The sequence below is a fragment of the Streptomyces cucumeris genome (assembly GCF_024295805.1).
Lineage (GTDB): Bacteria > Actinomycetota > Actinomycetes > Streptomycetales > Streptomycetaceae > Streptomyces > Streptomyces cucumeris.
In genome coordinates, this window is sequence record NZ_JANCLX010000002.1 from 498,897 (window position 1) to 518,066 (window position 19,170).

Consider the following 19,170-nt stretch of genomic DNA (forward strand, 5'->3'; position numbering starts at 1 on the left):
TTTCGGAGCGGAATATTTCAGGCCGGAGAAGGACCGACAACAAATCGACGGCTAGTCGCTGACCAGGTCGAACGTCTGGCTGGCGATCTCCAGCTCTTCATCGGTGGGCACCACGGCCACCGCGACCCGGCTGTTCTCGGTGGAGATCAGCCGTGCCCCGGAGCCGCGCAGCGCGTTGCGCACCGCGTCCACCTCGACACCGAACGCGGTGAGCCCGCGCATCGCCGCCTCCCGGACCGCCGCGGAGTTCTCCCCCACGCCGGCGGTAAAGGCGATGGCGTCCACCCTGCCGAGTACCGCGGTGTACGCGCCCACATACTTCCGCAGCCGGTGGATGTAGATGTCGAAGGCGAGCTGCGCTTCGGCGTCGCCCTCGCCCATCCGGCGGCCGATCTCCCGCATGTCGTTGTCCCCGCACAGCCCCAGCAGTCCGCTGCGCTTGTTCAGCAGGGTGTCGATCTCGTCGATGGACATCCCGCCCACCCGGGACAGGTGGAAGATCGCCGCCGCGTCCAGATCGCCCGAGCGGGTGCCCATCACCAGGCCCTCCAGCGGGGTGAGCCCCATCGAGGTGTCCACGCACACCCCGCCGCGCACGGCCGAGGCGCTGGCCCCGTTGCCCAGGTGCAGCACGATGGTGTTGACCTCGGACACGTCCCGGTCCAGCAGGGCCGCGGTGGCGCGGGAGACATAGGCGTGCGAGGTGCCGTGGAAACCGTAGCGGCGCACCCCGAACCGGTCGGCGGTGTCCACGTCGACGGCGTAGCGCGCGGCCGACTCCGGCATCGTCGAGTGGAACGCCGTGTCGAACACCGCGACCTGCGGCAGGTCCGGGCGCAGCTCACGGGCCACCTTGATCCCGGTGACATTGGCCGGGTTGTGCAGCGGGGCCAGCGGGATCAGCTTCTCGATCTCCTCGACCACCTCATCGGTGATCAGCGCGGGCTCGGTGAACCGGGTGCCGCCGTGCACCACCCGGTGGCCGACCGCCGCCAGCTCCGGGGAGTCCAGCCCCAGGTCCTGCCGGGCCAGCTCCTCGGCGACCTGCTTGAGGGCGGCCGCGTGGTCGGCGACCGGGCCCTCCCCGATGCGCTCGACGAGGCCGGAGGCGAGCCGGGTGCCGTCGGCCATGTCCAGGAGCTGGTACTTCACCGATGAGGAGCCGGAGTTGAGGACGAGGACGCGGGAGCCGTTCACGCGGACTGCACCTTCTGTGTCGGGGACGTGGCGGTCGGGGACGCCGGGGATTGCGCCTGGATGGCGGTGATGGAGACGGTGTTGACGATGTCCTGGACGAGTGCTCCGCGGGACAGGTCGTTCACCGGCTTGCGCAGACCCTGGAGCACCGGGCCGACCGCGACGGCGCCCGCCGAGCGCTGGACGGCCTTGTAGGTGTTGTTGCCGGTGTTCAGGTCCGGGAAGATCAGCACGGTGGCCTTGCCCGCCACCTCGGAGTCGGGCAGCTTGGTCGCCGCCACCGCGGCGTCCACCGCGGCGTCGTACTGGATGGGGCCCTCGACCAGCAGATCGGGGCGGCGCTCCCGCACCAGCTCGGTGGCCTTGCGGACCTTGTCCACATCGGCGCCGGAGCCGGAGGTGCCGGTGGAGTACGAGAGCATCGCGATCCTCGGCTCCACCCCGAACTGGGCGGCGGTGGTCGCCGACTGGATGGCGATGTCCGCGAGCTGCTCGGCGTCGGGGTCGGGGTTGACCGCGCAGTCGCCGTAGACCAGCACCCGGTCGGCCAGGCACATGAAGAACACCGACGAGACGATATGGGCACCCCGCGCGGTCTTGATGATCTCGAAGGCGGGCCGGATGGTGGCGGCGGTGGAGTGCACCGCTCCGGAGACCATGCCGTCGGCCAGCCCCTCCTGCACCATCAGGGTGCCGAAGTAGGAGACGTCGGCCACCACGTCGTAGGCCAGCTCGTAGGAGACGCCCTTGTGGGCGCGCAGCTCCGCGTAGTTCTCGGCGAAGCGCTCCCGCAGCGGTGAGGTCTGCGGATCGACCACATCGGCGTCCGCGAGCTGGATGCCCAGCTCGGCGGCGCGCTTGCGGACCGCGTCCTCCTCACCGAGCAGGGTGAGGTCGCAGACGTCCCGGCGCAGCAGCACATCGGCCGCCCGCAGCACCCGCTCCTCGGTGCCCTCGGGGAGGACCACCCGGCGCCGCTGCGAACGCGAGCGCTCGATCAGCTCGTGCTCGAACATCATCGGGGTGACCCGGCCGGAGCGGGCCACCGCGATCCGCTCGGTGAGCGCCGCGGTGTCCACGTGCCGCTCGAAGAGGCCGAGCGCGGTCTCCGCCTTGCGCGGCGCGCCCGCGTTGAGCTTGCCCTCGATCGCGAACAGCTCGGCCGCGGTCGGGAAGGACCCGCCCGCCACCGACACCACCGGGGTGCCCGGGGCCAGCCGGGAGGCGAGCGCCAGGATGTCCGGGCCCGGCCGCTCGTCCAGGGTGAGCAGCACGCCGGCGATGGCCGGGGCGCCCGCGCTGTGCGCGGCCAGCGCGCCCACGATCAGATCGGCGCGGTCCCCGGGCGTCACCACCAGACAGCCCTCGGTGAGCGCGGGCAGGAAGCTGGGCAGCATGGCGCCGCCGAAGACGAAGTCGCGGACGTCCCTCGACAGTCCGCCGTGATCGCCGAGCAGTACTTCGGCGCCCAGGGTGCGGACGATCTGCGAGACGGTGGGCGCCGACAGCGAGCCGTCCTCGGGCAGTGCGTAGCAGGGGACCGGCAGCCGGGAGTCCAGCCGTCCGGCGATCGCCTCGCGGTCCTCGGGGGCGACCCGGTTGACCACCACGGCGACCACGTCACAGCCCTGGGCCTCATAGGCGCGGTAGGCGTTGTGCGCCTCGGCGCCGACCGACTCCGCGGTCTGGTTCTGGCCGCCCACCACGGTGATCACCGAGGCGCCGAACTCATTGGCCAGCCGGGCGTTGAGCCCCAGCTCGTCGGGGAGGCTGGTGGCCGCGTAGTCACTGCCCAGCACCAGGACGTACTCGTACTCCCGGGCCACCTCGTGGAACCGGCCGACCAGCCGTGACACCAGCTCGTCGGTGCCCCGCTCGGCCTGGAGGCCGGCCGCCTCCTCGTATGTCATACCGAGGGCCGACCCGGGGGGCTGGCTCAGCCGGTAGCGGGCCCGCAGCAGGTCGAAGAGCCGGTCGGGGTCGTCGTGCACCAGGGGCCGGAACACCCCGACCCGGTCGACGTGGCGGGTCAGGAGCTCCATGACCCCCAGTTCGACGACCTGGCGCCCGTCGCCGCGTTCGATCCCGGTCACGTACACGCTGCGCGTCACGCGTGATCTCCGTTTCCTCGGCGTTGTTCGGTGTTGTCCTGGCGTACGTCCTTCGGACGCAAATTGACCACATTGTATGGCCCAGTCCTCTTGACAATACCTGCGGCCGTCGTTAAGGCGCTCGCCAGTACGAGGGATACAGCACTACCGAGCCCATGAAACAATCGGACTGGCTCAGATCTACCCGTAGGGAGCAGGAGACACAGCACGATGCGCATCGGAGTTCTCACCGCAGGCGGCGACTGCCCCGGCCTCAACGCTGTGATCCGTTCGGTCGTCCATCGCGCGGTCGCCGGTCACGGTGACGAGGTGATCGGGTTCGAGGACGGGTTCAAGGGCCTTCTCGACGGCCGCCACCGCAAGCTGGACCTCGATGACGTCGGCGGCATCCTCGCCCGCGGGGGCACCATCCTCGGCTCCTCCCGGCTGGAGCGGGCCCGGCTGCGCGAGGCGTGCGAGACCTCCCGGGACCACGCCCGTGACTACGGCATCGACGTACTGATCCCGATCGGCGGCGAGGGCACCCTCACCGCCGCCCGGATGCTCTCGGACGCGGGGCTGCCCATCGTCGGCGTTCCCAAGACCATCGACAACGACATCTCCTCCACCGACCGCACCTTCGGCTTCGACACCGCCGTCGGTGTCGCCACCGAGGCCATGGACCGGCTGAAGACCACCGCCGAATCGCATCAGCGGGTGATGGTCGTCGAGGTCATGGGGCGGCACGCGGGCTGGATCGCCCTGGAGTCCGGGATGGCGGGCGGTGCCCACGGCATCTGTCTGCCGGAGCGGCCCTTCGAGGTCGACGCCCTGGTCAAGATGGTCGAGGAGCGCTTCTCCCGCGGTAAGAAGTTCGCGGTCATCTGTGTGGCCGAGGGCGCGCACCCCGCCGAGGGTGCGATGGACTACCAGAAGGGCGAGATCGACCAGTACGGCCACGAGCGCTTCGCCGGGATCGGCAACCGTCTGGCGGCCGAGCTGGAGCGGCGCCTCGGCAAGGAGGCCCGCCCGGTGATCCTCGGCCATGTGCAGCGCGGCGGTACCCCCACCGCGTACGACCGGGTGCTCGCCACCCGCTTCGGCTGGCACGCCGTCGAGGCCGCGCACCGCGGTGACTTCGGCATGATGACCGCCCTGCGTGGCACGGACATCGCCATGGTGCCGATCGCGGACGCGGTCACCGAGCTGAAGACCGTTCCGGTGGACCGTATGGACGAGGCCGAGTCGGTTTTCTGAGCCCGCCCGGACGCCCGTGACGGCGGCCGTAACCGTATTCCTGAGGATCGGTTACGGCCGCCGCTCCTTTTTCATCCGTCGACGAAGTTCACCCTTGAACAATCGGCGTGAGTGAACAAGGCTGTTCCCGTGTCCGGGACACACCCCGGACCCGTCCCGGGCAGCGCCGGGACACAGCGGCGGGGGAGAACCACAGATGGCCCAGGTCGTCAGCGCTCCGGATCCACAACACGCCCGGAGCCCGGAGGAGTTCATCGCCCGGATGCGGGCGCTCAAGGACTGGTCGCGCCTGACCGACCGGGAGTTGGCGGCGCGCGCCGAGGCGGCCGGGGAGGCGCTGCCGCGCACCACCCTCGCCGGAGTGCCGGGGCGCGCCGCGCTGCCGGGCGAGGATCTGGTGGCCGCGTTCGTCCGGGCCTGCGGGGTCGGCCCCGCCGAGCTCACCGTCTGGCTGTCGGTCCGGGCGGACCTGGCGGCCCGCACCGCGCCGGGCGGCGGACCGGTCCCCGCCCGTACCCGCACCGTCGTCCCCGCCACCGTGATCGTTCCGTACCGGGCCCGCGCGGACCGGGACGACGACGGCGGCGGCGGCCCGCCGGAGCCCCCGGACGGTCTGCTCGGTCTGTCCTCCTTACGCCGCTCCCGCGCGGTGACCCTGCTCTCCGTGCTGGCGCTGACCGCCACCGTCGTGGCCATCGCGGTCACCACCCGCGGCAGCCACCACGGCGGGACGTCGGCGGGGAAGCGGCAGGAGGGCGCGAGCCAGCGGTCGGGCTCCATGGCCTCGACCTCCGGCGCCGCGCTGCCCGCCCCCGCCCCCGGGGCGTACCGCGTCCGGGCCGCCCACTCCGGGCAGTGCCTGTCCGAGCGCGCGGACGAGCTCACCGACTGGGTCTACCAGGCGCCCTGCGGGGACGACCTCCCCGCCTTCTCCCTCGAGCGGCTGGACGGCGGCTACTGGCGGATCGCCGCCCGCCACCAGGAGGACGGCTCCGGCTGCGCCGGGATCACCGGCGGGCGGACGGTCGAGGGTGCCTTCCTCGTCGACGCCGAATGCGGCTCCCGGGGCGCGGGCGAGAAGTTCCGGCTGGAGGCCGTCGCCCGCCCGGCCACCGGATACCGGCTGCGGCCGGTCCACACGGGCTACTGTCTGACGGTGCCGGGCGGCACCGCGGAACCCTGGGCCCATGTGGTCCAACTCCCCTGCCGGGAGGGCGAATCGGGGCAGGTCTTCCGTTTCGACCCGGTGGCCTCCGGGGCGCGCCGCTGACCCCCCGTCCCCTCTGGTACTGTCCCCGCGATCAGGGAAGCCGCCGGGTCCGTGAACGCCGGGGCGGGCCTGATCGCGGGGGACACCTGATCGTGGGGAACGCTTGATCAGGGGGGACGAAGGAGTACGGGCGGGATGCGGGGTTTACCGGATCGCGGGTGGCTGCGCCACACGGTCCTCATCGTGGTCATCACGGCACTGGTCGTGGGGGTCGTGCTGGCCACCCGGGGCGGTGAGGGCGGACATCGTGCCGCCAACCGGGCCCAGTTGAAGAAGGCGTGCGACGGCACCCTGCCCTACCGCGATCTGGCGCTCCGGGTGCCCGACGGCCACGAGGGCGAACTGCGGCAGTACGGCACGATGCTGGCGCCGGGCCAGGACAGCCGCTCCCTGCTGGACTGCACGCTGTCCTGGGGTGACGGCCACGAGGTCACGGTCCACGCCGAGGCGCTGGTCTCCGGTGTGCCCGAGGAGACGAAGACCCGGGAACTGCTCGAACCCGACGGTGGCGAGGGCACCTTCGTGGCACCCGGCACCACCGGCCAGTACGGACGCCACGGCGCCTGGCTGGTCGCCGACTGCCGGAACGGACTGGCCGGACGCACCCGTCCCACCACCGATCTCTACGTCCGGGCCCGGGTCACCGACGGGGGCGACGCGGATGACGGGGGCGGACCGGACCGGAGCGGCCGTGAGCGCGCCGCCGCCCTCGCCGGATTCCGCACCGCCGTCCACGTCGCCAACGCCATCACCGCCTCCCAGCACTGCGGCGGCGCCCCGCTGCCGATACCGGCCGAGGTGCTGGACACCTACGAGGCCCACACCGGGAAGGGCCGGTGGCGGGCGGAGCGGATCGATGAACCCGGCCGCGATCTGCGCAAGTGCCGCTGGATCGGCGACCCCGCGCCGCACGGGGTGAAGTCCGGCCGCTGGACCACCCTCGGCGACCTCCAGGAGTCCGGCGCGCTGAGCGCCTGCGTCGGCGACTGGGACGAGGAGGCCGAGGAGAACGACGGCGCCTCCCCCAAGGAGTGGGAGATCACCGGTGTGGAGGCGGCGAGCTGGTCGGGGATCCTCGGCCGGTCCGCCTACGACGCGTACGAGCGCGAGGGCCATGTGCCGGGCTGGGGCGTGGACGAGGAGCGGGGCACCGTGTCGCAGAACGGGTCCGCCCGCGGCGGCGACCGGGGCGAGGACCGCATCTCCTCCTACGCCTCGCGCCCCCAGCTCGCCCTGTGGGCACGGTCGGTGTGCGGCGGCCGTGCCACCTACCACCGGGTGTCCGTCCTCCCCGAGGTCCGCTTCGACGACGGGGAGACCGCCGTCCTCGGCGCGAAGGACCGCGCCCGTATGTCCCGGGCCGTCCGCGCGGTACTGGACCGCTATCTGCGGAGCGACGACGCCTGGCCGAGGACGGCAGGGTGCCGTGAGACCAAGGTGCTCGGAGAGGTGGAGCAGTGGCACTGATCCCACGGTGGCTCACCCGGCGGCGGTCGCGCGCCCTGATGGCCGTCGCGGTGGCGCTGGCCGCCCTCGCGGGAGTGATCGTCTGGTTCGCGGGCAGCGGGGACCGGGCGCTGGACGAGGCATGTGACGGGGTGCTCCCGGTCGACGACGTCCGCGCCGTCCTCGGCGACGGCGATGTGGAGGTCACCAACCGCACCGAGGGGTCCTTCGACGGCACGGGCCGGAGCGGACGCGGCAACTCCCTGTCCGTGCGCTGCGAGGTGAAGGCCGAGGGGGCCGGCAGCCTCACGGTGAGCATCGCGGGGTCGCCCCGGCCGGAGGACGAGTACGGCGAGGGCGAGCTCTACGCCGCCGTACCGGCCCGCGACACCCTGCCCGTCCCGCTCGGCCACGGCTGGTCCGGACTCTTCGCCACCGACAGCGCCCGGCTCGGCGACGGCGAGGACGGCGAGGCCACCACCGCCGTACTGCTCCCGTGCGCCAAGGGCGGCGACTCCCTGCTGATCACCGTCGACACGGTGCTCGGCCGCGACACCACCCTCGACGACCCCGCCGCCCGCCCCGACTTCGTCCGCACCGCCACCGCCACCGCCGAGGCCGCCGACGACCACTGGGACTGCGGGGCTCGGCTGGGGAAGCCGGTGCGCGGAGTCGACCTCCCGGTCAACGAGGACGAGTACGAACCGCTCATCGGGGCCGAGGGCACCTGCGCCGGGGTCCCGACGGCCGCCCGCTCCGCCGTCTCCACCGCCCGGGAGACCGCCCGCGAGGGCGCGCCCCGCGAGATCTGCGCGCTCGGCGCCCGGGACGGCTCCCCGCGCTACCGGCTGGAGGCGTACTACGGCCCGTACGCGGAGGACGCCCGCTCCCAGTTCACCCGCGACTACGACTACGAGAACGTCACCCCCGCCGAGAAGCCCGCGGGCCGCCTGGGCCGCAGCGCCTACTGGGCCGGGGCCACCTGCCCCCGGGGCGCGGAGTCCGCGCTCTATCTGATCCGCGCCGACGACGCCGACGGCGACGCCCGCCGCAGCCCGGACCTGTCCTACGAACGCGCCGCCCTCAAGGCGTTCGCCACCCGCTCCGCCGCCCACCACGGCTGCGAGGCGCCGTCGCTGCCGGGCGGATGAGCCGGTGGCGTCGTCAGCGGCTCACCCCTTGACGGCGCCGCCCAGCGCGAAGCCGCCGCCCATCCGGCGGGCGATCAGCACGTACAGCAGCACCACCGGGGTGGAGTAGAGGATCGAGAACGCGGCGAGCTGGCCGTAGACCACCTGACCGTAGTTGCCGAAGAAGGTGAAGACGGACACCGAGGCGGGCAGTTGCCCGGGGTCCAGGAGCAGCATGAAGGGGACGAAGAAGTTGCCCCACATCATGATGAAGCTGTAGATCGTCACCACCGTGATGCCCGGCCCCATCAGCGGCAGGATCACCCGCGTCAGCCCCTGGAACCAGGACGCCCCGTCCGTCCAGGCCGCCTCCTCCAGGATCACCGGAACACCGTCCATGAAGTTCTTCATCAGCCAGATGGCGAAGGGGAGTTGGGAGGCGGCCAGGAAGAGTGCGGTACCCCCCATGGTGTCGATCAGGTTCACCTGCACGAACAGCCCGTAGACCGGAACCATGATCGCGGTGATCGGCAGACAGGTGGTGAACAGCACCGTCAGCAGGTACGGGCGCACCATCCGGGAGCGGAAGCGGGACAGCGGGTACGCGGCCAGCGCGGCGCACACCACCGTCAGCACGGTGCCGCCGCCGCACAGCAGCAGGCTGTTGAGCATCGGGGTGAAGGTGATCTCGTCCGTCCACACCGTCGAGAAGTTCTCCAGGGTGGGCGATCCGGGCGCCGAGACCCGCAGGGTGGCCTCCTCGTCGACCGAGGCGAGCACCAGCCACGCCAGCGGGAGGAGGAAGGCCGCGGCCACGGCCAGCAGCGCGCCGTCGGCGGCCAGCCGGCGGCGGCCGCGGGCGGACCGGCGGGGGAGACGGAGCGGCACGGTGGGCCGGACGGGGCGGGGCGACGGATGAGGACGGGAGAGCACGGACAACCTCGGACCTCCTCGCGCGGTGAGCGCAGTCGATCAGCGTCCCGTCCATGAAACCGGTTGCCCCCGGCGCGGCGGAAGACCGCTGCACCCGCGCGCCACCGGGTCCGGTGTACCGCCGCCGTCCGGTCACTCCACGAAGTAACTGTCGTGCCGGATACGGAAGTCCGTCAGTTCCTGTCCGCCGCGCCGCGCCATCTCCGCCACCTTCTCGAAGTACTCCTCGCGCGGCGCGCCGGGGGAGAAGAGCAGCAGCAACGAGGCCGGGTCGTCGGACTCGTTCCGGAACGCGTGCAGCCCGCCCACCGGGACGTACAGGAAGTCCCCCTGCCGCGCCGAGATCCAGCGGTCGCCGTCGTAGAGCCGGACGGTCCCGGACAGGATGTAGAACGACTCCGAGATCGTGCGGTGGAAGTGGGTGGCGGCGCCGGGCGCCCGCGGCCCCATGTCCACCTTGTACAGCCCGAACTCACCCCCGGTGGTGGCGTGGGTGGCGAGGTAGTGGGTGCGGCCGCCGGAGGGCGAGGACAGTTCGGGCTCGGTGTCCGCCCCGCGGAACACCGCGTTGACCTCGCCCTCCGCCCCGGAATACCGGGGCTCCGGATAGGACATGACCAGCTCCTTCGATCGACCCGGGGACCCGGGCGGGCGATCACGATTCTGGTCCGCGCGCCGGCCGCGCACATCGGACCCGCGCGGGAAGACCCCCGCACGAGAACACCGCCCGGATGGTCCTAGGCCTTCAGGCCCCGGTGACCCCGTCCACCCCCTCCCGCAGCAGATCCGCGTGGCCGTTGTGGCGGGCGTACTCCAGCAGGACGTGCAGCAGCACCATCCGCAGCGAGACCTCCTTCTCCCCGCGGGGCTGAAACCCGGCCACGTCCAGGGAGGGCGCCTCGCGTTCGATCCGGCGGGAGGTGCCGACCTCGGCCTCCCATGCGCGAAACGCCTCGGCCCGGTCCGACCCGCTGTCGTCGTACGCGGCCTGGAAGTCCACGCTGTCCGACCACACCATCGGCGCCCGGCCGTCCTCGAACGTCCGCCGGAACCAGGCGCGTTCCACCTCGGCCATATGGCGCACCAGCGCGAGCAGCGACAGCGTCGAGGGCGGCATCGACCGCTGCCGGAGCTCCTCGTCGGTGAGCCCCGCGCACTTCATGGCGAGCGTGGTGCGGTGGTACTCGAGACAGGCGCGCAGCGTCTCGCGCTCATCGCCGAAGGGGGGCGGTCCGGTGCGGGGGTCGGTGGTCATCGGATGGCTCCTCGCTCGTCGTCCGGCCGCCGCGCGCGGCCTCCCGCGCCGCATCCGATCACGGCCGGACGCCGTTGTCGTCCGGCTTCCGCCCCTCCGCGGTGCGGTGGGTCGACCGGGGCACGAGAGGGAGCTCCTAGCCTGACCGCCCATGGTCATGCTCCCGCGCTCCCCACGGCCCCGGACCCTCGCCGTCCTCGCGGCGGTCCTCGGCGCCGTCGCCGCCCTCGTGGGCCCCGGCCCGCTCCCGTACGCGTCCGGCGGGACGGACGGCGGCGGGTTCCGGGTCCGCGTCCTGGTCCTCACCATGTTCCCCGCGGAGACCCGGCCCTGGCTGGAGCGGGAGTCGCTGCCCCGCACCGTCGACGTCCCCGGCGCCACCGCACCGCTGCGCTGCTCCGGGCGCGGGCTGTGCGTCACCACCACCGGGATGGGGAAGGCCAACGCCGCCGCCGCTGTGGCGGCGGTACTGAACACCCCCCGCCTCGACCTGGACCGGGCCTACTTCCTCACCGCGGGCATCGGCGGCACCCCACCGGACAACGGCACCCTGGGCTTCGCGTCCTGGGCCCGCTGGCTGGTCGACTACGACCTCGGCCACCATGTCTCGTCCGCCACCGACCCCACCGTGCCGCACGGCTACCTCAAGGGCGGCGCGACCGGCACCAACGCCTTCCGCCTCGACGACCGGCTCGTCGGAACCGCCTACCGGCTCACCGAGGACACCGGCCTGGCCGACAGCCGCGCCGCCGCCGGGAACCGCGGCCACTACCCGGGGCAGTCGGGCCGGACCCCGTACGTGGCCGTCTGCGACAGCGTCACCGGGGACAACTACTGGACCGGCGCGGACCAGTCCGCGCGCGCCCGGTACATCACCGAGCTGTGGACGAAGGGCGAGGGCGACTACTGCATGACACAGATGGAGGACACCGCCATCGCCGCCGTACTCGCCCGCCACGGCCACCTCGACCGCTATCTCGCGCTGCGCACCGCCAGCGACTTCGACCGGCCGTACGCGGGACAGAGCGCGAAGGAGGTGCTGACCGAGTTCCCGGGCCTGGGGATCGCGGTGGAGAACGCCTACCGCGTGGCGTCGACGGTGGCCCATCACCTCAGCCGGCGCTGAGCGGGGCCGGCTCAGCGGGTGGCGAAGGCGTCCACGCCGGTGAGCCCGGCCGACAGCCGCCAGAGCCGGGCAGCGGCCGACCGGTCGGTGGCGTAGTCGCGTACCCCGTCGGTCAGTTCGCCCTCCCCGGCGCGCTCGGCGATGTCGCAGTCCTCGCAGTACGCACCGCCCAGCTCCGCCAGCGCCGGTGCGGTCGCCGCCCACACCTGGGTGGCCGCGCCCTGTTCCGGTGTCTTGAACGCGCCCGCCACATTGCCGTGTTCATCGATCCAGCCCGCCGCGATCATCTCCTCCCGGGGGACATGGCGGGCCAGATCGGTGGCGATGGTGCCCGGGTGGACGGAGAACGCCCGCACCCCGGCGTCCCGGCCGAGGACGTCCAGCCCGACCGCGAACAGCGCGTTGGCCGTCTTCGCCTGCCCGTACGCGGCCCACTTGTCGTAGCCGCGCTCGAACTGCGGATCGTCCCAGCGGATGTCGGAGAGCTGGTGTCCGTTGGACGACACCATGACCACCCGCGCTCCGCCGTCCACGGCCCCGCCTCGGCGTGCGCCCCCGGCGGCGATGGCGGGCCACAGGCGGTTGACGAGCGCGAAGTGGCCGAGGTGGTTGACGGCGAACTGCGCCTCCCACCCCGGTCCGACCCGGGTCTCGGGACAGGCCATGATCCCGGCGTTGCCGATCACCATGTCCAGGGCGCGGCCGGAGCCGAGGAGCCGCTCGGCGAAGCCGCGGACACTGTCCAGGTCGGCGAGGTCCAGCTCCCCGACCTCGACGTCCCCGCGGATCCCCGCGACCGCCTCCCGGGCCGCGGCCACCCGCCGCGCGCCCACCACGACCCGTGCGCCCGCGCCCGCCAGCGCCCGTGTCGTCTCCAGTCCGAGGCCGGAGGAGCCGCCGGTGACGAGGGCCTCGCGGCCGCCGAGGTCGATCCCGCGCAGTACGTCGTCCGTGGTGCTCCGGGGCCCGAAACCCGATCCGATCCGCTGCTGAGGTGTGGTCATGCCGGGGAAACTACGTCCTGGAGTGCGCTCGAGGGCAACCCGCGCCCCGGGGCCGCCCCGGGTTCACTCCGGCGGGGCCACACGGAAGGTGTGGGGCTCAGCCGAAGATGACCTGGGTGACGCCGGGGACGAAGCCGGTGCCGGTGATCACGACCGTCTGACCGCCGCTCGCCGGACCGCTGTTCGGGGTGACCGAGGTGACCGTGGGACGGCCCGGGACGGGACCCCCGACATAGGTGTAGCGGGTCCGCGGTGTGACGGCGCTGGTGCCCGAGGGGTTGACGGCGGTGACGTCGACGGTGCCGTAGTAGCGGGGCGGGACGACATAGACCCAGGTGCCCAGGACACGGTCGGTCTGGAGGATGGTCGACGGATAGCCGCCGAAGTTGACGGCGGCCACATCGGCCAGGTTGGTACCGATGATCAGGACCGGGCTCGGCGGCTGACCCGCTGACGGGACGACGGAGGTGACGGTCGGCACAGGCATGGCGGGGTCCCCTCTGAGGGCTGACGGCAGGTGGCATGGACGGCGGCGGCACGAGGCGGAGAACGGCACCCGTGCCGCCGCCGGTGTGTGGCGGCGTCAGCCGAAGGTGACCTGGGTGTTCCCGGCCACGAAGCCGGTGCCGGTCACCGTGACCGTCTGGCCGCCCGCGGTCGGACCCGCGGGCGGGACCACGGCGAGCACGGTCGGGGAGACGGCGTAGGTGTACGCGCCGGACAGTGTCGCGGTGCCGCCCAGCGTGGTGACGGTGACGTCGACGGTGCCCACTCCCGGGGGCGTGACGACGGTCAGCTGGGTGGGCGAGACCACGGTGACGTTCAGCCCGGGCACCAGGCCGAACAGGACGGTCGTGGTCCCGGCCGCGAAGCCGCTGCCCGTGATGGTGACGGTCTGACCGCCGAGAAGCGGGCCACTGGACGGGCTGACCCCGGTGATCGTGGGCACGGCGAGGTAGAGGTACCCGCCTGGCAGGGTGCCGCTGCCGCCCGGGGTGGTGACCGTGACGTTGGCGGGGCCCGCCGCACCCGCCGGTGTGGTGACGGTCAGTGTGGTGGGCGTGAGGACGACGACATTGGTGCCGGGAGCGGCCATGACTGATCTCCTTGGGTGATGTGTCCGTACCTGAGTCCGCATGGGCCAGGGCCGGGCCATCTCCTGCGGAGCGGATGAGCGGGGTGCTTGCGGTGCGGGCCGTGCACCGTGGTCGAACGGGTGATTCCCGGCGCGGTGGCGCGGAGAACCCGGCTGGTGCGCCGGACGGGAGCGTTGGTCGCAACGCGGGGGCACACGAGTGGTGTGCGGTGTGCGCGGGCGGAACGCGTCGTGTGCGGGCCACCCGCCCTCCGGGTCCGCCGGTCAGACCTCCTCTCTCATCAGCCGGAGGTAGACCAGCGAGAACAACGCGCCCACCAGCAGCAACAGCAGGGCCACCGCCGTTCCGTAGCCGATGAGGGCCTTGTTGAACGCCTGGTCGTACATGAACACCGGGAGAGTCTGGCTGCGGTTGCCGGGACCGCCGCGGGTCATCGCCCAGATGAGGCCGAACACCGACAGCGTCTGCAGGGTGTTCAGCATCAGATTGGTGCCGATGGAGCGGCGGATCATCGGCAGGGTGATGTGCCGGAGGCGGCTGAAGCCGCTCGCGCCGTCGACCTCGGCCGCCTCGGTGATCTCCCGCGGGATCTCGGAGAGCGCGGCGGAGTAGACGAGCATCGAGAAGGCCGTACCGCGCCAGACGTTGGCGAACGACACGGCCAGGATCGGCAGGGTGAAGAGCCAGTTCTGCGACGGCAGACCCAGTCCGTCGAGAACCGCGTTGAGCGTGCCCTCGCGGCGGAAGAAGGCGTACAGCAGAAAGCCCGCCACGATCTCGGGGAGCACCCAGGCCGCGATGACGATCGAGCCGGTGAGGGTGCGCACCGGCTTGGACGCGCGCCGCATCAGCCCCGCCAGGGCCAGGCCCAGGGTGTTCTGGCCGATGAGGGAGGACACGAAGGTGAAGACCAGGGTGAGGACCACGGCGTTGCGGAAGTCCTCGTCGCCGAAGGCGCGGCGGAAGTTGTCCAGGCCGACGAAGTCCGTGGTGGCCGCGCCGGTGAGCTGCATATCGGTGAAGGCGATGTAGACGCAGTAGCCGATCGGCCCGCCGAGGAAGAGCAGCAGCAGGACGGTGGCCGGGGCGAGCGGCAGCCAGCGCAGGGGGCGGCGCAGGCGCCGCCCCCGCCCCGGGGCCGCCGCCTTGGTCGCGGTGGTCACCGGGCTCAGCCCTTGCTGACCGTGGCGCCGTCGGTGAGGGACTCCAACTGGTCCGCGTAACTCCCGGCGGCGCCGCGCGGGGAGGCGTCGCCCGTGGTGACCGCCTCCATCGCCTCGCCGATGGCAGAGGACACCTGGGGGTAGACGGGGAGCGCCGGGCGGTAGTGGGTGTACTTCACCAGACCGGTGAAGAAGGTGATGCCGGGCATGGACTTCAGATACTCCGGATCCTTCGCCACGTCCTCGCGCACCGCGATCTGTGCGCCGACGATGTCCCACCGCACCGCGTTCTCCCTGGTCTGCAACTGCTGGATGAACTTCCAGGCCAGATCGGGATTCTTGGACTTCGCGGTGATCGACCAGGTCCAGCCGCCGGACATGCTGACCTTGCCGGGGGCCTGGCCGGTCCGGGTGGGCATCGGGGCCTGGCCGAGGGTCCTGGACCACTCGGGCCACGGTTTGCCGCCGGTCTTCAGCCAGTTCTGGCCGAGCCAGGAGCCGTCCAGGGCGATGGCCAGCTTGCCCTCGGGCAGCCATTCGCTGAAGACGGTGGTGCCCACGTTGGGGTCGAGGGCGTCGGAGGTGTCGGGGCCCAGCTTCTCGGAGTAGACGGTGCGCAGGAACGACAGGGACTGCTCGAACCCCTTGCCGCCGGTGACCCACTTCTTGGCCGAGGGGTCGTAGATGGGGTCCTCGCCGGTGCCGTAGAGCAGCATCTCGAACCCCTGCATCACCGAGGTCTCACCAGGGGCCTTACCGGTGTAGACGTTGAGCGGGATGACCCCGGGGACCTTCTTCTTGATGGTGCGGGCGGCCTGGAGGATCTCGTTCCAGTCCTTCGGCGCCCAGTCCTCGGGCAGTCCGGCCTTGGCGAAGATCTTCTTGTTGAACCACAGTCCGCGGGTGTCGGTGCCGTCCGGGACACCGTAGGTCTTGCCGTCCTCGGCCCTGGCCGCGCTCTTCGCGGTGTCGACGAACCGGTCCCAGGTCTTCCACTTGGCCAGATAGCCGTCGAGGGGGCGCAGATAGCCCGCCTTGATGTCGGAGTTGATCCGGAAGGTGTCCTCGTAGACCAGGTCCGGCGCGGTCCGGGGCGACCGCATCATCTGCTGGACCTTGGTGGCGTAGTCGTTGTCCTGCGCCTGGATCGGGATCAGCTTGACCTTCTTGCCGGGGTTCGCCTTCTCGAACTGCTTCTTCACCGCGGCGAGGTGATGGTCCTTGAACCGGATCTTGTTGTCGGTGGAACGGTTGTAGGCGACCTTGACGGTGTCCGGGTCGCTTCCCGAGCCACCGCCGCAGGCGGTGAGACCCGCGGTGGCGACGAGGGCGGCGGAGAGGATCAGTGGAGCGGTGGGGCGCACGAGCACGACCTCCTTGCGCTGGCCTCGATGGGCTGGCGCGCCGACCGTACGGTCGGCCTCGGCGCACGGTCAATCCCCGTGACCAGGAACGGACTTGATCGAACGCCGGTGCGGTGCGCGGTGGTCCGTCAGCGCCTCACCCCGTGTCGCTCAGCCACCGGTAGAGCAGCTCGGGGCGGCCGATCTGGCCGTAGTGCGGGGTGCGGGCCGCGCGGCCCGCCTCCACCAGGTGTTCCAGGTAACGGCGCGCGGTGATGCGGGAGATGCCCACCTCCTCGGCGGTGGCCGCCGCCGAGATGCCGTCCTCGGCGCCGCGCAGCGCGTCGGTGACCGCCTGGAGGGTCGCCTGCGTCAGCCCCTTGGGCATCGCGGCGGGCCGTGGCGCGCGCAGCGCGGCGAGGGCGCGGTCCACCTCCTCCTGGCCGCTGGCCTCGCCCGCGGTCGCCCGGAACTGGGCGTAGCGCAGCAGCCGGTCCCGGAGCGTGGAGAAGGTGAACGGTTTCAGCACGTACTGCACGACACCGAGCGAGACACCGTCGCGGACGACGGCGAGGTCACGGGCGGAGGTCACCGCGATGACGTCCGCGCCGTGCCCGGCCGCGCGCAGCGCCCGCACGAGCTGCAGGCCGTGGCCGTCGGGCAGGTACAGATCCAGCAGCAGCAGATCGGCGGGGGTCCGCTCCAGCAGCCGCTGGGCGTCCCCGCCGCTGTGGGCGGTCCCGACGACGGTGAAGCCGGGGACGCGCCCGACGTACATCCGGTGCGCGTCCGCCGCGACGGGGTCGTCCTCGACGACGAAGACCCGGATCGGCGCCGGGTGCGGCTGCGGCGGGCTCATGGACGGACTCCTCTCGGCGGCGCGGGGCGGTAAGGACGGCTCGAGCTCGGGGCTCCAATTTACGGAGCGTAATCGACGTCGGCTAGGCCGTGTCCTGTCGGTCTTCGTGGATCAGACCGCGGCGTCCGGCGCCGGGGGCATCTCCCAGCGCTAGCTGGGGGGGGCGGCTCGCACGGCGGAAGGCCGTCGCCCGACAGTGCGGCGAGGCGCGGTGCCAGGCGTCGCGGGCCCGCGAAGACCGGCAGGACAGGGCCTGGGCCCTGTCGCCCCGTCCATGGCCCGGACGGGGGCTCAGCGGGCCGGGGACGTGGCCGTCAGCGGGAGGCGGACGGTGAACTCCGCGCCGCCGTCCTTCCCCGTCGAGACCGCGACCGTGCCCGCGTTCCGGCGGACGGCCTGCTGGACGAGGGCGAGGCCGAGGCCCCGGCCCGGGGCCTTGGTGCTCCAGCCGCGCCGGAAGATGTCATCGGCCGCCGCCGGGCCCAGCCCGGCCCCGGTGTCGGCGACGCGGAGGACCAGCTCGTCATCGGCCGCGCGTGCGGTGACCGTGACACGGGCGCTGCGGGCGGCGCCGCTGCCGACGCCCTCGGCCGCCGCGTCGGTCGCGTTGTCCAGCAGATTGCCGAGGATGGTGACCAGGTCACGGGCGGGCAGACCCGGCGGCAGGACGCCGTCGTCGATCCGGCTGTCCGGCGCGAGGACGAGATCGACGCCGCGTTCGCTGGCCTGGGCCGCCTTGCCCAGCAGCAGGGCCGCGAGCACCGGCTCCGCGACCGCGGCGACCACCTGGTCGGTCAGCGCCTGGGCCAGTTCCAGTTCGGCGGTGGCGAACTCCACCGCCTCATCGGCCCGGCCCAGCTCGATCAGGGAGACCACGGCGTGCAGCCGGTTGGCGGCCTCATGGGCCTGGGAGCGCAGGGCCTCGGCGAAGCCGCGTACGGAGTCCAGCTCTCCGGAGAGCGCCTCGAGCTCGGTGTGGTCGCGCAGGGTGACCACGGTGCCGCGCTGCTCCCCGCTGCTCACCGGGGAGGTGTTGACGACCAGCAGCCGCTCCGCGGTCAGGTGCAGCTCGTCCACCCGCGGCTCGGTGGCCAGCAGGGCACCGGTCAGCGGCGGGGGCAGGCCCAGCTCGGAGACATAGGCGCCGACCGCGTCGCCGGACAGTCCCAGCAACTCCCGGCCGCCGTCGTTGATCAGCGCGATCCGCCGCCGGCCGTCGAGCATCAGCAGCCCCTCGCGCACGGCGTGCAGCGCGGCCTCGTGGTAGTCGTGCATCCGGCTCAGCTCGGCGGCGTTCATCCCGTGCGTATGGCGGCGCAGCCGGGCGTTGATGACGTACGCGGCCAGCCCCCCGGCCGCGAGGGCGGCGAGCGCGACACCGAGCAGGGCCAGTAGCTGGCGGCGCACCTCGGCGCTGATGGTGTCCACCGTGATCCCCGCGCTGACCAGCGCGGTGATCCGGCCCCCGGCGGCGGTGTCGCGGACGGGGGCGACCACCCGCACCGAGGGACCGAGGGTGCCGGTGTAGGTCTCGGGGAAGATCCGCCCGCGCAGCGCGGGCCCGATGTGACCGAGGTAGCGGGCGCCGATCTGGTCCGGGTCGGGGTGGGTCCAGCGGATCCCGCGGGTGTCCATGATCGTCACAAAGGTGACCCCGGTGTCCCGGCGCACCTTCTCGGCGTACGGCTGGAGCCGGGCGCTGGGGTCGTCGGACCGTACGGCCGCGGCCACGGCGGGGGAGGCGGCGACGGCGGCCGCGGCGGCGGTGGCCTGGCGGCGGGCGGCGGCCTCCGCCTGTCGCCCGTCGGTCACGTAGGCGAAGACGGCGCATCCGGCCACCAGGGCGGCCACCAGCACGACCTGCATCGCGAAGAGCTGGCCGGCCAGGCTGCGGGGGCGGGGCACGCGCATGCCCATCAGTCTGCACACGCATCTTTGCGTGAACGAAATGAACGGAAGGGTGACCCCCATCACAGCGTGGGGCATAGTCGCCGGGACCG

General features: G+C 72.5%; 17 protein-coding genes. 5 read left to right on the top strand and 12 right to left on the bottom strand.

All coding sequences use genetic code 11. The features are described from left to right. Positions 1 to 51: 51 nt before the first annotated feature. Both NMK44_RS05200 and pta read right to left on the bottom strand, forming a co-directional pair. Positions 52 to 1,197 (bottom strand): acetate kinase, encoded by a 1,146-nt coding sequence (locus NMK44_RS05200; RefSeq protein ID WP_254738645.1) that lies wholly within the window; start codon positions 1,195 to 1,197, stop codon positions 52 to 54. Next, positions 1,194 to 3,308: a phosphate acetyltransferase gene (gene pta / locus NMK44_RS05205; RefSeq protein ID WP_254738647.1), complete on the bottom strand. Its 2,115-nt coding sequence runs from the start codon at positions 3,306 to 3,308 to the stop codon at positions 1,194 to 1,196. Before pta ends, NMK44_RS05200 begins: the two co-directional genes overlap by 4 nt. 210 nt (positions 3,309 to 3,518) lie before the next feature. Between pta and NMK44_RS05210 the strand changes: the two genes are divergently transcribed. The 4 genes from NMK44_RS05210 (at position 3,519) to NMK44_RS05225 (ending at position 8,411) form a co-directional block, all read left to right on the top strand. Further along, the gene (locus NMK44_RS05210; RefSeq protein WP_254738649.1) at positions 3,519 to 4,544 is read left to right on the top strand and encodes a 6-phosphofructokinase; all 1,026 of its coding nucleotides are present in this window, start codon (positions 3,519 to 3,521) and stop codon (positions 4,542 to 4,544) included. 196 nt (positions 4,545 to 4,740) lie between these two features. Further along, positions 4,741 to 5,814 carry an RICIN domain-containing protein gene (locus tag NMK44_RS05215; protein WP_254738651.1) on the top strand — a complete coding sequence of 358 codons (1,074 nt, stop codon included), beginning with the start codon at positions 4,741 to 4,743 and terminating at the stop codon, positions 5,812 to 5,814. Between the two features lie 135 nt (positions 5,815 to 5,949). Continuing rightward, entirely contained in the window at positions 5,950 to 7,281 is a 1,332-nt protein-coding gene (locus NMK44_RS05220; RefSeq protein WP_254738653.1) for a hypothetical protein, read from the top strand. Then, entirely contained in the window at positions 7,272 to 8,411 is a 1,140-nt protein-coding gene (locus tag NMK44_RS05225; protein ID WP_254738655.1) for a hypothetical protein, read from the top strand. Before NMK44_RS05220 ends, NMK44_RS05225 begins: the two co-directional genes overlap by 10 nt. A gap of 21 nt (positions 8,412 to 8,432) precedes the next feature. Here NMK44_RS05225 and NMK44_RS05230 read toward each other — a convergent pair whose 3' ends face one another. From NMK44_RS05230 to NMK44_RS05240, 3 genes are all read right to left on the bottom strand, one after another. After that, positions 8,433 to 9,278: a carbohydrate ABC transporter permease gene (locus NMK44_RS05230; RefSeq protein WP_254738765.1), complete on the bottom strand. Its 846-nt coding sequence runs from the start codon at positions 9,276 to 9,278 to the stop codon at positions 8,433 to 8,435. 177 nt (positions 9,279 to 9,455) lie between these two features. Then, entirely contained in the window at positions 9,456 to 9,938 is a 483-nt protein-coding gene (locus tag NMK44_RS05235; RefSeq protein WP_254738656.1) for a cupin domain-containing protein, read from the bottom strand. 130 nt (positions 9,939 to 10,068) lie between these two features. Then, complete coding sequence (locus tag NMK44_RS05240) at positions 10,069 to 10,578, bottom strand: DinB family protein (protein ID WP_254738657.1); 510 nt, start codon at positions 10,576 to 10,578, stop codon at positions 10,069 to 10,071. Positions 10,579 to 10,729: 151 nt separating this feature from the next. On the opposite strand from NMK44_RS05240, the gene NMK44_RS05245 reads away from it, so the two are divergent. After that, the gene (locus tag NMK44_RS05245; protein ID WP_254738659.1) at positions 10,730 to 11,704 is read left to right on the top strand and encodes a nucleoside phosphorylase-I family protein; all 975 of its coding nucleotides are present in this window, start codon (positions 10,730 to 10,732) and stop codon (positions 11,702 to 11,704) included. Between the two features lie 11 nt (positions 11,705 to 11,715). Here the strand turns inward: NMK44_RS05245 and NMK44_RS05250 are convergent, their stop codons facing one another. From NMK44_RS05250 to NMK44_RS05280, 7 genes are all read right to left on the bottom strand, one after another. Beyond that, on the bottom strand, positions 11,716 to 12,708 hold the full coding sequence (locus tag NMK44_RS05250; protein ID WP_254738661.1) for an oxidoreductase: 993 nt from the start codon (positions 12,706 to 12,708) through the stop codon (positions 11,716 to 11,718). Between the two features lie 97 nt (positions 12,709 to 12,805). Further along, the gene (locus NMK44_RS05255; RefSeq protein ID WP_254738663.1) at positions 12,806 to 13,195 is read right to left on the bottom strand and encodes an IPT/TIG domain-containing protein; all 390 of its coding nucleotides are present in this window, start codon (positions 13,193 to 13,195) and stop codon (positions 12,806 to 12,808) included. 96 nt (positions 13,196 to 13,291) lie between these two features. After that, entirely contained in the window at positions 13,292 to 13,804 is a 513-nt protein-coding gene (locus NMK44_RS05260) for an IPT/TIG domain-containing protein (RefSeq protein ID WP_254738665.1), read from the bottom strand. A 264-nt stretch (positions 13,805 to 14,068) separates the two neighbouring features. Further along, positions 14,069 to 14,968: a carbohydrate ABC transporter permease gene (locus NMK44_RS05265; RefSeq protein WP_254738667.1), complete on the bottom strand. Its 900-nt coding sequence runs from the start codon at positions 14,966 to 14,968 to the stop codon at positions 14,069 to 14,071. 5 nt (positions 14,969 to 14,973) lie between these two features. Then, on the bottom strand, positions 14,974 to 16,332 hold the full coding sequence (locus tag NMK44_RS05270; protein WP_254738669.1) for an ABC transporter substrate-binding protein: 1,359 nt from the start codon (positions 16,330 to 16,332) through the stop codon (positions 14,974 to 14,976). A gap of 136 nt (positions 16,333 to 16,468) precedes the next feature. Further along, positions 16,469 to 17,170 carry a response regulator gene (locus tag NMK44_RS05275; protein WP_254738671.1) on the bottom strand — a complete coding sequence of 234 codons (702 nt, stop codon included), beginning with the start codon at positions 17,168 to 17,170 and terminating at the stop codon, positions 16,469 to 16,471. Between the two features lie 291 nt (positions 17,171 to 17,461). Continuing rightward, positions 17,462 to 19,081 (bottom strand): sensor histidine kinase, encoded by a 1,620-nt coding sequence (locus NMK44_RS05280; protein WP_254738673.1) that lies wholly within the window; start codon positions 19,079 to 19,081, stop codon positions 17,462 to 17,464. Between the last annotated feature and the right edge of the window lie 89 nt (positions 19,082 to 19,170).